This window comes from Sphaerisporangium rhizosphaerae (genome assembly GCF_042665155.1).
Lineage (GTDB): Bacteria > Actinomycetota > Actinomycetes > Streptosporangiales > Streptosporangiaceae > Sphaerisporangium > Sphaerisporangium rhizosphaerae.
Genome location: NZ_JBHTCG010000014.1, coordinates 1 through 12,291, shown reverse-complemented (window position 1 = coordinate 12,291; position 12,291 = coordinate 1). Strand labels below are relative to the sequence as shown.

At 73.2% G+C, this 12,291-nt stretch carries 12 protein-coding genes; 8 read left to right on the top strand and 4 right to left on the bottom strand.

Annotated features, from left to right (window positions below):
- The first annotated feature begins 8 nt into the window (after positions 1–8).
- The 4 genes from ACFQSB_RS21250 (at position 9) to ACFQSB_RS21235 (ending at position 3,580) form a co-directional block, all read left to right on the top strand.
- Positions 9–2,279 carry an LLM class flavin-dependent oxidoreductase gene (locus ACFQSB_RS21250; RefSeq protein ID WP_380828596.1) on the top strand — a complete coding sequence of 757 codons (2,271 nt, stop codon included), beginning with the start codon at positions 9–11 and terminating at the stop codon, positions 2,277–2,279.
- Positions 2,280–2,426: 147 nt separating this feature from the next.
- The gene (locus ACFQSB_RS21245) at positions 2,427–2,615 is read left to right on the top strand and encodes a hypothetical protein (protein ID WP_380828594.1); all 189 of its coding nucleotides are present in this window, start codon (positions 2,427–2,429) and stop codon (positions 2,613–2,615) included.
- Positions 2,616–2,647: 32 nt separating this feature from the next.
- Complete coding sequence (locus tag ACFQSB_RS21240) at positions 2,648–3,298, top strand: DsbA family oxidoreductase (RefSeq protein ID WP_380828764.1); 651 nt, start codon at positions 2,648–2,650, stop codon at positions 3,296–3,298.
- Positions 3,299–3,340: 42 nt separating this feature from the next.
- A complete protein-coding gene (locus tag ACFQSB_RS21235; RefSeq protein WP_380828592.1) occupies positions 3,341–3,580 on the top strand; it encodes a DUF4158 domain-containing protein in 240 nt (79 codons plus the stop codon).
- Positions 3,581–3,658: 78 nt separating this feature from the next.
- On the opposite strand, the gene ACFQSB_RS21230 is transcribed toward ACFQSB_RS21235, so the two are convergent.
- Positions 3,659–4,273, bottom strand: coding sequence for a TetR/AcrR family transcriptional regulator (locus tag ACFQSB_RS21230; protein ID WP_380828590.1), 615 nt, complete (start codon positions 4,271–4,273; stop codon positions 3,659–3,661).
- A gap of 158 nt (positions 4,274–4,431) precedes the next feature.
- Here ACFQSB_RS21230 and ACFQSB_RS21225 point away from each other — a divergent pair, with 158 nt between their 5' ends.
- The 3 genes from ACFQSB_RS21225 (at position 4,432) to ACFQSB_RS21215 (ending at position 7,825) form a co-directional block, all read left to right on the top strand.
- A complete protein-coding gene (locus tag ACFQSB_RS21225) occupies positions 4,432–5,898 on the top strand; it encodes an MFS transporter (RefSeq protein WP_380828589.1) in 1,467 nt (488 codons plus the stop codon).
- Between the two features lie 45 nt (positions 5,899–5,943).
- Positions 5,944–7,056: an SGNH/GDSL hydrolase family protein gene (locus ACFQSB_RS21220; RefSeq protein ID WP_380828587.1), complete on the top strand. Its 1,113-nt coding sequence runs from the start codon at positions 5,944–5,946 to the stop codon at positions 7,054–7,056.
- Between the two features lie 205 nt (positions 7,057–7,261).
- On the top strand, positions 7,262–7,825 hold the full coding sequence (locus ACFQSB_RS21215; protein WP_380828586.1) for a dihydrofolate reductase family protein: 564 nt from the start codon (positions 7,262–7,264) through the stop codon (positions 7,823–7,825).
- Between the two features lie 167 nt (positions 7,826–7,992).
- On the opposite strand, the gene ACFQSB_RS21210 is transcribed toward ACFQSB_RS21215, so the two are convergent.
- Positions 7,993–9,000: an RNA polymerase subunit sigma-70 gene (locus ACFQSB_RS21210; RefSeq protein ID WP_380828585.1), complete on the bottom strand. Its 1,008-nt coding sequence runs from the start codon at positions 8,998–9,000 to the stop codon at positions 7,993–7,995.
- Positions 9,001–9,107: 107 nt separating this feature from the next.
- On the bottom strand, positions 9,108–9,986 hold the full coding sequence (locus ACFQSB_RS21205; protein ID WP_380828583.1) for a LysR family transcriptional regulator: 879 nt from the start codon (positions 9,984–9,986) through the stop codon (positions 9,108–9,110).
- Between the two features lie 218 nt (positions 9,987–10,204).
- On the opposite strand from ACFQSB_RS21205, the gene ACFQSB_RS21200 reads away from it, so the two are divergent.
- Positions 10,205–11,650, top strand: coding sequence for an MFS transporter (locus ACFQSB_RS21200; protein ID WP_380828763.1), 1,446 nt, complete (start codon positions 10,205–10,207; stop codon positions 11,648–11,650).
- A gap of 78 nt (positions 11,651–11,728) precedes the next feature.
- Here the strand turns inward: ACFQSB_RS21200 and ACFQSB_RS21195 are convergent.
- Positions 11,729–12,291 (bottom strand): RICIN domain-containing protein (locus ACFQSB_RS21195; RefSeq protein ID WP_380828582.1); only part of this gene is annotated, 563 nt, incomplete at its 5' end.

Here is a 12,291-nt window from a genome sequence, read left to right as displayed (position 1 = left end):
AGGCCCCCATGCCCGACTATGGCCACGATCTACGGTTCGGGTCGTTCATCACGCCGCAGAGCGGCCGCCCCGAGGCCGCCGTCGCCCTCGCCCAGCTGAGCGAACGGGCCGGACTGGACCTGGTCACCTTCCAGGATCACCCCTACCAGCCCGCCCACCTGGACACCTGGACGCTGCTGAGCTGGGTGGCCGCCCGCACCGAGCGCGTCCACCTGTCGGGCGACGTGATGAACCTGCCGCTGCGCCTGCCGGCCGTCCTCGCCAAGTCGGTGGCCAGCCTCGACCTGCTGTCCGGCGGGCGCGTCGAGCTGGGCCTGGGCGCCGGCGGCTTCTGGGACGCGATCGAGGCCATGGGCGGCCGGCGGCTGTCCCCCGGCCAGGCCGTGGACGCCCTCGGCGAGGCCATCGAGGTGATCCGGGGAGTGTGGGACGCCGGCGAGCGCCGCGTGCTGCGCGTCGAGGGCGCCCACTACACCGTCCGCGGGGCCAAGCGCGGGCCCGCGCCGGCGCACGAGGTGCCGATCTGGCTCGGGGCCTACAAGCCGCGGATGCTGCGCCTGGTCGGCGCCAAGGCCGACGGCTGGCTGCCCAGCCTCGGGTATCTCACCCCTCAGGACGTCGCCGGCGGCAACAAGATCATCGATGAGGCGGCCGAGGAGGCGGGACGCGACCCGCGCGAGGTGCGCCGCCTGCTCAACCTCATGGAGGGCGGCTTCGGCGCCGAGGGCGGCGGCCTGCTGCAGGGCCCGCCCGCCGTGTGGGTGGAGCGGTTGCTGCCGCTGGCGCTGCAGGAGGGCGTCAGCACGTTCATCCTCGCCTCCGACGACCCGCAGACCATCCAGACCTTCGCCCAGGAGGTGGCCCCCGCGCTGCGGGAGGCCGTCGCCGCCGAGCGCTCGTCCACGCCGCCCTCCAGCGGACCGTCGCGACCCGCACGCGCGCGGGCGCTGCGCAGCCCGGGCATCGACTACGACACCCTGCCCGCCTCCCTGTCGGACTCCGCCGTCGAACCAGGCGACCGCGACTACTGGCGCGTGCGCTCCAGCTACGTCTGGCCGGGCTCCCCCGGCCTGGTGCTGCGCCCCGCCACGGCGGGACAGGTCGCAGAGGCCCTGGAGTTCGCCCAGCGGCAGCGGGCGCCGCTGTCGGTGCGCAGCGGCGGCCACGGCATCAGCGGGCGCTCCACCAACGACGGCGGCATCGTGGTGGACATCGGCGCGATGAACGGCGTGGAGGTGCTCGACCGCGCGCGCCGGCTGGTGCGCGTGGGCGCGGGAGCACGCTGGGGCGAGGTGGCGCAGGTCCTCCAGCCGCACGGGCTGGCGATCAGCTCGGGCGACTACGGCGACGTCGGCGTCGGCGGCCTGGCGACCGCCGGCGGGCAGGGCTTCCTGGGACGCTCCTACGGGCTGACCATCGACCACGTGGTCGGCGCCGAGGTGGTCCTGGCCGACGGCCGCGTCGTGCGGGCCGACGCCGAGCACCATCCCGACCTGTTCTGGGCGCTTCGCGGCGCGGGCGGCAACATGGGCGTGGTCACCTCCCTGGACATCGAGGCCGCCGAGGTGGGCGAGGTCGTCTTCGCCGCCCTGGTGCACGACGCCTCCGACACCGCGGGGTTCCTGGAAGGCTTCGGACGGCTGGTCGAGGACAGCCCGCGCGCGCTCACGGCGTTCCTTTCGGTGTTCCCCACCGGCCGGGGAGAGCCGATCGTCGCCCAGAGCCTGCTCGTCTGGGCCGGCGACGACACCGACGCCGCCGTCTCGGCCATCGAGCCCTTCCTCGGCCTCGGCCCCGTGCTGCAGCAGCAGGCGCAGCTCACCCCCTACGCCGCGATCGTCGCGCCGCACCACAACCAGCACCACGGCCAGTCGGGCACGCGCATGCGATCGGCCCTGGTCGAGCACCTCGACGGCCCCACCTGCGCCGTGCTGGCCGGCCTGTTCGGCGGGCGCGGCACCGGCATGGTGCAGGTCCGCTCGGTCGGCGGCGCGGTCAACGACACCCCGCCGGAGGCGACCGCGTACGCCCACCGCACGCAGAACTTCTCCCTCACCGGGGTGTTCCAGAAGGCCGGGGGCGCGCAGGCCGAGCAGTGGTGGGAGCGGCTGGGCGTCGAGGCGATCTACCTGAGCTTCGAGTCGCACGGCGACGAGGACCTGCTGGCCAAGGCGTTCCCACCGGCCACCCTGCGGCGGCTGCGGCGGGTGAAGGCCGCCTACGACCCCGGCAACGTGTTCCGGCACAACTTCCCGATCACCCCCGACCCCGCCGCCTGACCTCTCACGCCCCCCATTTGGTTGACACATCATCCTGCCGGATACGGTTGCGAACCGACCGGCGACCTCCGTCCGAGCACCACCAGCGCCGACCGCGGCGCCGAACAGAAAGGGCCACCTGTGCCCACGCTGCCCATTGCGCCGACCGTGCCCACTGCGCCCGCCGCGCCCGTCGCGCCCGTCGCGGCCTCCGAGCCGGCGCCTTCCTCCAGCGGCGACCGCGAGGCGGCGTCCGCGCCGGTCATCGCCGCTCCCGGCGTCCCGGCCGCCGTCCCGGGGCTGATCGTTCTCGGCGACGACTCCGCGGCCGTGTGCACGGACGGGACGTGCCGGTGAACGGGGCGGGCACGGCGAGCGAGCCGAAGACGGTGCGTGTCGAGGTCTGGTCGGACGTCGTCTGCCCCTGGTGCTACATCGGCAAGAGGCGCCTGGAGCGCGCCCTGGAGCGGTTCCCCCACGCCGAGGAGGTCGAGGTGGTCTGGCGCAGCTTCCAGCTCGACCCGACCTTCCCCAGCGGGGTGCGAAAGCCCGTGCCCGAGATGCTGGCCGAGAAGACCGGCGGCACGGCCGCCCAGGTGCGGGCGATGCAGGCGCAGGTCACCGCGCTGGCCGCCGAGGAGGGCCTGGCCTACGAGCTCGAACGCTCCATCATGGTCAACACCATCGACGCCCACCGGGTCACGCACCTGGCCGGCAAGCACGGGCTGGGCGGCCAGGTCCACGAGCGCATGCTGCGCGCCCAGCTCATCGAGGGTCAGATCCTCGACGAGCCCGAGACCCTCGTCCGGCTGGGCGTCGAGGCCGGTCTGCCCGAGAACGAGACCCGCGCCGTCGTCACCGGCACCGCCCACCTGGACGACGTCGAGGCCGACATCCGCGAGGCCCGCGAGCTCGGCGTCACCGGCGTGCCGTTCTTCGTGCTCAACCGCGCCTACGCCGTTTCCGGGGCACAGCCGGCCGAGCTGTTCTTGTCGGCGCTCGGCAAGGCGTACGAGCACGCCCGGACGGCGGGCCGCTGACCGCCGCTCAGGCCGCCGCCGCGTAGGGGTCCCCCGCTGGCGGTGGCCAGGCCGGCCGAGCAGCCCGGCGTCGACCCGGCCCGGCTGCGCTCGTACGGGCGGCGGGCGAAGACGCGGACCGGGCATTCGCGGCCGGTGGCGAAGCATCCGGGGTGGCGGCCGCCGACCACGCTGGAGCTCAAGAAACGGGACGGGTTCCTGCTCGCCAGGGCGATGGAACCCGGCTCGCCGGCCCTGCCGTTCCGGCTCGGGTGCGAGTACCTGATCTCGGCACGGCGGTGAATCCGCTCGCCCCGGCCCGCTGACGCCGTCGGCCGTTCGGTTGCCGCACAAGCCCCCCGCCGCGCGCGGCGGCGAGCCTCAAGGCTGGGGCACGACTCCGCTGGTGAGGGCTTCGAACAGGCGCTCCAGGCGGGCGCGGTGCTCGTCTGCGACGGTGTCGGCCGCTTCTCCGGCGATCAGGCGCCGAGCGGTCTCCACCAGCACGACGGTGTAGCCCGCGACGAAGAAGGCGGCGAGCAGCGCGGCGTCGCCGTCGAAGGCCGGGTCGTGTTCGAGCTCGTCGGCGAGGGTCTGCTGGAGGGCGGAGGCGATCTCCCTGGCGCGGGAGATGAGCGCGGGCGAAGCCGCGACGGTCCGGAAGTAGGGAGCGGACCCGTCCTTGAGGCCGGACAGGGAGTGCCGTTCGTCGAGAAACCCGAACGCCATGTCGCGCAGGGATCGGAGTACCTCGGTGTCCGGGGCGCGGTCGCGTACTGCTGAGCGCAGGAGCTCGACGGCGTCGACCTCGCGGTCCAGCATGAGGTCCTCCTTCTGCGGGAAGTGCTTGAAGACCGTCACCGCCGAGACCCCGGCCTCCCGCGCGACCTCGGTGACCGTGACCGTGTCGAATCCACGTTCCACGAACAGCCGGGTAGCGACCGCCGAGATCTTCGCGCGCGTCTGCGGTCCGCCTCGTGCTCCCGTCCTGGGCATCCCGACCCCCCACTTGCTTGTGTGACTTAACTTAGTCGATTAACCTAGTGACATGCTCTTCGCACGAACAACCCTCATTGTCGCCGGTGCGGGGCTCAGCCGGCCGCGCGAGCGGCCGGACCGCGCCCGTACCGATCACGACGTGAACGGAGTCCTCCATGCATGAGACGACCGCGCCCCGGTCGCTGCGGGAGGCGTGGATCGCGTTGGCGGGACTGTCGGCGGTGTTCCTCTTCGAGATGCTGGACAACTCGATCCTGAACGTCGCGCTGCCGGTGATCGGACGTGACCTGGACGCCTCGACGACCGCGTTGCAGTGGGTGACTGGCGCCTATGCGGTCGTGTTCGGCGGGTTGATGCTCGCGTTCGGCGCGATCGCCGATCGGTTCGGCCGGCGGCGGATCATGCTGGTCGGCCTGGTCCTGCTCGGCGTGGCGAGCCTGGCGACCGCCGTGGTCACCACCGCCGGGCAACTGATCGCCGTGCGGGCGACGATGGGGGTCGCCGCGGCGATGACGACCCCGGACTCGATGGCGCTGGCGTTCCGGCTGTTCGACGAGGACGGCCTGCGCGTGCGCGCGCTGACCCTCATCTCGACCGTCGGCCTGGTCGGGCTCGCGATCGGCCCGACGGCGGGCGGCCTGGTGCTGGCGATCGCACCGTGGCAGGTCCTGCTGCTGGTGAACGTGCCGATCGCCGTACTGGCGCTCTTCTGCGTTCGGCACGGCCTCGCCGGCGACGACCCGGGCGGCCTCCACCGCGACCCCCTCGACGTCCCCGGGATGCTGCTGGGCACGGCGACGATCGTGCTCGCGCTCCTCGCGCCGACGCTGTTCGTGGAGCAGGGCGCCGGCTCCTGGGTGCCTTGGGCGGCCACCGCCGCGACCACGGCGGCGGCGATCTGCTTCGTCCTGCGCGAGCGCTCGACCCGCCATCCGCTGCTCGACCTGAAGCTCCTCGCCCTCCCCCTGGTCTCCAGTGGCCTGGCCTACAAGGCCGCCGCCGGGGTGGCGACCGCGGGACTCGGCTACATGGTGACGCTGCAACTACAGCTCGACTGGGGCTGGACGCCCGCGCTGGCCGCTGTCGGGATGCTGCCGCAGGTCGTCGTCCTCCTCGCGGGCAGCCCGTTCGTGAACCCGTTCGTGGAGCGCGTCGGCCTGGACCGGGCCGCCTGGACCAGCGCCGCGGCGGTCGTGTCCGGCCTGGCCGTCTACGGCCTGCTCGGCCGGTTCGGCTACCTGTGGATCGCGACGGCGCTCGTCCTGGTGTCGGCCGGGATGCGCGTGGTCGGCGTCGTGGCCGGGCTCAACGTGGTCCGCGGCCTGCCCGGCGACCGGACCACCATCGGCGCCGCGCTCGTCGACACCGCCTCCCAGATCACCTCCGGCATCGGCATCGCCGTCACCGGCACCATCCTGGCGATCGTGTTCACCGGCGACATCGCCGCGTCCCCCTGGAGCCCGCGGCAGACCGGCGAGTTCCACCAGGCCGTCACCACGGCGGGCCTCACCCTCACCCTCGTCGCGGCGGCCCTGGTCGGCTGGGGGTTCGTCCGCACCCGGCGCGCCGCCGGCGACCGGGCGGCCACCCCCATCGACGACACCGTCCCCCAAGACGCCTGACACCCCATCGGCGATCACTTCCGACCACGATATGGAGCACACCGCATGACCCACCACATCTGCCTGCCCGACGACCGGGTCGCGATCCTCGGCGCGCTCGATCTGGAACGCACCCCGGACGGGGTCCGCCCCCGACGGCTCCCGGCCTGGACCCGGCCGCGCCTGCACGACGGCTGGATGGACCTGATCGTCTCGCATGCGGCCGGGGTTCGCCTGCGCCTGCGCACGGCAGCGCGGTCGCTGGCCCTTGGCGTGCACGTCACCGTGCCGGACATGGGTGCGGGTCCGCTGCCGGCATCGTTCGACCTCGCCGTCGACGGCACCGTGCTCGCCCGTGTGCCGACCACGGCCGGAGACGTGCTGAGCCTCGCCGCCGACTTCGCCGACGTCCGGCTCACCCCGGGATCCCCCGAAACCGTGCGCTTCGACGATCTGCCCCCAGGAGACAAGGAAGTGGAGATCTGGTTGCCGCACAGCGCGACGGTCGAGCTGCGCACGCTCGGCGCCGACGCGCCGCTGCTCGCACCGACCCCGCCGACCGGCGTTGCATGGGTGCACTACGGCTCGTCGATCAGCCACGGCCTGGAGGCGCCCGCCCCCACCCTGACCTGGCCGGTCATCGCCGCCCTGACGACCGGTGCCGCGCTGACCAACCTCGGATTCGGCGGCAACGCCGTACTCGACCCGGAGGTCGCCCGCGCCATCCGGGATACCCCGGCCGACCTGATCACCCTCAAGGTCGGGATCAACATCGTCGGGGCGGCGTCGATGCGAGAGCGCACCTTCGTCCCCGCCGTGCACGGGTTCCTGGACACGATCCGCGAAGGCCACCCGGACACTCCGGTCGTGCTCGTCTCACCGACCCCCTTCGCCGAACTGGAGACCATGGCCGGACCCACCGCACCCGACCCGGAAACCGGACGCCAACACGCTCTGGGGTCCCCGGGCGCCGGAGCGCTGACCCTGACCGGTGTCCGCACGCTGCTCGCCAAGGTCGTCGACGTCCGCGCCGACCCGGCGCTGCACTACCTCGACGGGCGCGAGCTCCTCGGACCGGAGGAGGCCAGGTCGCTGCCCGACGGAGTGCACCCCGACCCGGCGGCGCACCTGCGGATGGGCGACCGAGCCGCCCGGCTGCTCCTGGGCCCTCATCTGTGACCGACACCCGACCCGCTCTGCGTGGTCGGTGAATCCAGATCCCGCACGGCGGCCGCGGTCGTCCTCGGCTTCGGTCGGGTTCCGCAGGGACCGCAGCACGGCCGCCGGCCGGGCCGGCTACCTGCGGAGGCAGATCGCGCACCGATGAGGTTTCCGCGCCGTGCCCGTCTGTACGTGTGAGATCGACTCACGAGAGGCTGGCACGATGCGGAAACTGATCTTCGGCATGAACCTGAGCGTGGACGGCTACATCGCCGCGCCCGGCGACGACCTCGGCTGGAGCGTACCGAGCGACGAGCAGTTCCAGTGGTGGTCCGACCGGGTGGGGGCGACCGGCCTGGCGCTGTACGGGCGCAAACTGTGGGAGACGATGAGTTCCCACTGGCCGACCGCCGACCAGCAGCCCGGCGCCACCCCGGCGGAGATCGAGTTCGCCCGCCGCTGGCGGGACATGCCGAAGGTGGTGTTCTCATCGACGATCGACAAGGTCGACTGGAACACCCGCCTGGTCACCGGCGACGCGGTCACCGAGATCACCCGGCTCAAGGCCGAAGACGGCGGCCCCATGGACATCAGCAGCGCCACACTTGCCGCAGCGGCCATGCGGGCCGGGCTGATCGACGAGTACGTGCTGGTCACCGCACCGGTCTTGCTGGGCGGCGGCACGCCGTTCTTCACGGCCCTGGACAGCTGGGTGAACCTGAACCTGGTGGAGACGCGGACGTTCCCCGGCGGCGTGGTACTGACCCGATACGAGACGAGGCGATGAGCACGGGCCAGATGCTCGGCGATGAAGATGCCCCGCCGGCAACGCCGGCGGGGCGGTGGTGTTCGCGGTGTCGCGTTGGTGTTCAGCTGATCGGGGTGCTCATTCCGCGGCGACTTCGGTGACGGCGGCCCGTGCGCCGGACTCGCCGACGATGGGGACTCCTCTGATCACAGTGTCGGGGGCAGGCCCAGCCATGGTTTGTCGGTGGCGTCGAATCCGGTGAGCTCGGCGATCTTCCCGTCGACGATGCGCAGGACAGCCATGGTGAACAGCCGGTAGTCCGGGTCACCGGGAGTGCGGAGGTACAGCACGGCGGCAGGCATGCGGTTGACCGTCGTGGTGATACAGCGCCAGTCGTCGTGGCCGCGCTGGAAGAGCCCACCGGAGACCCAGCCGTCCACCGCGTCCTTGGCCGTGATGACCGAGGTGCCCGGCTCGGGCAGCATCGCGAAGCGCAGGTCGTCGCGCAGCAGGGACATCAGCCCGTCGAGGTCGTTGCGCTCGTGAGCGTCGATATACGACTTCACCACGCCACGCTCGTCATTCGACAGCTCGTGAGTGGCGGGGCTCCGCCAGTCGAGGCGGCGGTCGGGCAGCTGCTCGCGCATCGTCACACGGGCCCGCTGCAGTGCGCTGGTCACCGACGCGACGGTCAGTTCGAGGGCGTCGGCGGCTTTCGACGCCGGCCAGCCGAGGACGTCGCGCAGGATGAACGCCGCCCGCTGCCGCGGCGGCAGGTGCTGGACGGCGACGATGAACGCCAGCTCGATCGTTTCCCGCGCCACCACGGATTCCTGCGGGTCCTCGGGGAGCATCCGGTCGGGGTAGGGCTGCAGGTAAAGCACCTCGGAGCCGGGGTCCGGCAGCTCGGACGGCACGGGTGTGCGGTCGTTGCGCTTGTCCAGGAAGTCGAGGCAGGCGTTCGTCGCGATCCGGTACAGCCAGGTCCGCAGGGTCGCGTGGCCCTTGAACGACTCCCGCTTGTTCCACGCTCGCAGGAACGTCTCCTGCGTCATGTCCTGGGCGTCCTCGTAGTTCGCGAGCATCCGGTAGCAGTGCACCTGCAGCTCACGCCGGTGGCGTTCCGTGATGAGTGCGAACCGCGCCGTGTCGCCTGAGCGGACCGCCGCGAGGAACGTGGCCTCGTCGGCGCCCAGCGGTCTGGGGTCGGTCATGGTCGTCAATCCTTCCACCGGTGCGAGGGCTGACAGAACTGACGGCGTGGCGGAGGATTTCTGATCGGTGAAGCCGCTGACACCGGGCCGTTCGCCGGTTCGCTCGCTCAGGACGCCGCCGCGTAGAGCAGTTCGCGCAGCCCGGGAACGTCCTCTCTGTCGTCCCGCCAGACCAGCCGCAGGCTCAGGCCGGGAACCGGGAGGGCGAGCCGGGCCAGCGTCCCGGCGCACAACGCCTCCGGCACGGCGAACTCGGGCAGCAGCGCGACGCCCAGCCCCTGCTCGGCCCAGGCGCGCATCACCGCCACCCCGCCCGCCCGCACCCGTTCGGTGTCCGGGCCGATGAGCCGGTCGGCGGCCATCCGGAACGAGCAGCCCTCCGCGTTGACCAGCAGCCGCTCACCGGACAGCTCCCCGGCGGCCAGGACGGGACGTCCCGCCAGCCGGTGGCCGGGGGCGGCCACCAGGACGAGCGGGACCGCGCCGACGTCCACGAAGGTCAGCGGCGCCCGCGGCGGGCGGAAACCGAGGTCTCCGAGAGCGGCGCCGATGTCCAGCAGCAGCGCCGCCTCCAGCCGCCCGGCGGCCACCTCGGCCAGCAACTCATCGCGGCTCACGCTCGGCCGGACCTCGACGCGCAGGCCGGGACGGCGGCGAGCCAGCCTGGCCAGCACGCGGGGCCCGTGGACGGCGGCGATGGTCTCCAGCGCCCCCATGCGCAACGGGGCCGCCTCGCCGCTCACCTCTCGGCGCGCCCGCCCGGCCTGCTCCAGCAGCCGGCCCGCCCAGGTCACCAGGCGTTCACCCGGCTCGGTGAGACGCATCCCCTTGGCGGTGCGCTCGAACAACGCCACGCCCAGCGACCCCTCCAAAGCGCGGATCTGCGCCGAGACGCTGGAGGGCGCCATCCCCAGCGCGACGGCGGCCTCGGTCACCGTCCGGTGCCGCACCACCGCCTCGAAGATGCTCAACTGGCGCAGTTCCATGCGTGTCCCAACCTGGGGACGGCGTTCGGAAATTCCGAACGGAGCGTTCGGCCCACGCGGTGGAGGCCGAAGGTGCCGGCGCGGACAGTTGCCGCATGAGCGTTTCTTCTTCCCCTTCCTCCTCCGCCTCGCCGGGCATGCCGCGCGCCACGGGCCGCCATCCCGCGCACGGCCATCCGGCGGGCGGCCGTCACGACGGTCATCCGGCGGACGACCGTGTGACGCAGGACCGTGTGACGGACGACCGCCCGGTTGAGGGCCGCTCACCGGCCGCGCCGCCACTGAGCGGGTGGCCGCGCGGGGCGGCGCGTGACGGTCGGCGGTGGCCGGCGCTTCTGGGCATCTCGCTCGGATATTTCATGGTGTTGCTGGACATGACGGTGCTGTCGGTCGCCGAGCCTGATCTGGCGTCCTCGCTGCGCGTTCCGATCGCGGGCCTGCAGTGGGTGACCACGGGCTACACGGTGGTCTTCGGCGCCTGCCTGCTGTCGGCGGGAGCGGTCGCCGACCGGTACGGCGCGGGCCGCGCCTTCCGCGCGGGGGTTGCGGTGTTCGGCCTGGGCTCGCTGGCGGCGGCCCTGGCTCCGGCGCTCGGGTGGCTGGTCGCCTCGCGCGCGTTGCTCGGCGTCGCCGCGGCGGCCTGCGTGCCCGCCTCCATGGCGCTGATCGCGCGGCTCTATCCCGCCGCGGCCGAACGCGCGCGGGCGGTGGCGACGTGGGCGGCCATCAGCGGCGCCGCGGTGGCGGCCGGCCCGGTCGCCGGCGGCGCGCTGGTCGATCTCGCCGGATGGCGGGCCACCTTCCTGATCAACGTGCCGATCGCCGCGCTCGTGCTCGTCCTGGTCGCCGGACGGTGGGCCGACCACCCGCGCGGTGACCGGCGGATCGACTGGCCGGCGCAGCTCGCGGCGGGCGGGGCGCTGGCACTGCTGACCGACGCGCTGGTCGCCGCGGGCTCGCGTTCGTGGGCGCACGCCGCCGCGTCCGGGCTCGCCGTGGTGCCGCTCGCGGCCGGGGCGGCGGTCCTCGGGCGACGCGGCCCGGCTCCCGTGCTCGACCCGGCGCTGCTGCGCGCCGGGGGCGTGCGGGCCGGGCTGGCGGCGGGCGCTGCGGTCGGCTTCGCCCTCAACGGCGGCCTGTTCGTGCTGCCGCTGCTGCTCCAGGGCGACCGCCACCTCGGCGCGACCGCCGGCGGCCTGGCCTTCCTGCCGCTGACGCTGCCGTTCGTGCTCAACCCGCCGGTGACCGGCCGCGTCGTGGCACGCTTCGGCCCGCGCCCGCCCATCGTCGCCGGACTGGCGCTGCTCACCGCAGGCGGGGCCGTCCTGGGATGGGCCGTCGCGGCCGGCGCCGCGTACGGCGTGCTGGCCCTGGGGCTGCTGCTCAGCGGGTTCGGCGTCTCGTTCGTCCTGCCCGCCGTCGTCACGGCCGTGGTCGCCGCCGCGCCCCAGGGCGGCGCCGGCGCCGCCGGAGGGATGCTCAACGCGGTCCGCCAGGCCGGCGCCACGCTCGGCGTGGCGGCCATGGGCGCCCTCATGGGACTCGGCCCGGCGACCGGACCGGCGTGCGCGCTGCTGCTGTCGGCCGTGGTGTGCGGCGCGGCCGCGATCCCCTTCGCCTTCGAGGCGCGGCGCGCCACGCCGTCCGTGATCAGCCGGCCCTGACACGCCCACGCCCTCCACCCGGCTCGGCCGGGGTACCGGCTCGGCTCCGGGAGCCGAGCCGGTCATGGAACTCGGCGATCAGCTCGCCCAGGTCCATTTCTGGTTGCCGCCGCCATTACAGGAGTAGAGCTGGATCTTGGTGCCGTTGCCGGTGGCGGCGCCGACGGCGTCCACGCACAACCCCGACTGCACGCCGGTGATGCTCCCGTCGGCGTTGACCCGCCACTGCTGGTTGGTGCCGCCGTGGCAGGAGTAGATCTGGATCTTGGCGCCGTTGCCGCTGCCGCCGGCGTCCAGGCACTTGTTGCCGTAGACCCTGATCTCGCTCGCCGAGGTGGAACTCCACTTCTGGTTGGTCTGCCCGTTGCAGTCCCACAGCTGGACCTGGGTGCCATCAGTGGTGCTCGCGTTCGGCACGTCCAGGCACCGGCCGGAACCCACTCCCCTGATCGCCCCGTTGCCGCCACCGGTCGGAGTGGGGGTCGGCGTGGGAGTGACGGTGGGGGTGACGGTCGGCGTGGGGGTCGGTGTGGGGGTGGGGTTGGTGGAGGTTCCGTCGAGGCCGAGGAAGGTGATGGCGTAGGCGAGTTGGCCGGTCATGGGGAGTTGGTGGCCGACGCCGCTGATGCTGATTCCTTCGA

What these genes read in the sequence shown, in the direction of transcription:
- ACFQSB_RS21205 (WP_380828583.1), bottom strand. Translation starts at nt 9,986, where the DNA reads ATGGAACTGCGCCAGTTGAGCATCTTCGAGGCGGTGGTGCGGCACCGG.
- ACFQSB_RS21215 (WP_380828586.1), top strand. Translation starts at nt 7,262, where the DNA reads ATGCGGAAACTGATCTTCGGCATGAACCTGAGCGTGGACGGCTACATC.
- ACFQSB_RS21210 (WP_380828585.1), bottom strand. Translation starts at nt 9,000, where the DNA reads ATGACCGACCCCAGACCGCTGGGCGCCGACGAGGCCACGTTCCTCGCG.
- ACFQSB_RS21220 (WP_380828587.1), top strand. Translation starts at nt 5,944, where the DNA reads ATGACCCACCACATCTGCCTGCCCGACGACCGGGTCGCGATCCTCGGC.
- ACFQSB_RS21250 (WP_380828596.1), top strand. Translation starts at nt 9, where the DNA reads ATGCCCGACTATGGCCACGATCTACGGTTCGGGTCGTTCATCACGCCG.
- ACFQSB_RS21225 (WP_380828589.1), top strand. Translation starts at nt 4,432, where the DNA reads ATGCATGAGACGACCGCGCCCCGGTCGCTGCGGGAGGCGTGGATCGCG.
- ACFQSB_RS21230 (WP_380828590.1), bottom strand. Translation starts at nt 4,273, where the DNA reads ATGCCCAGGACGGGAGCACGAGGCGGACCGCAGACGCGCGCGAAGATC.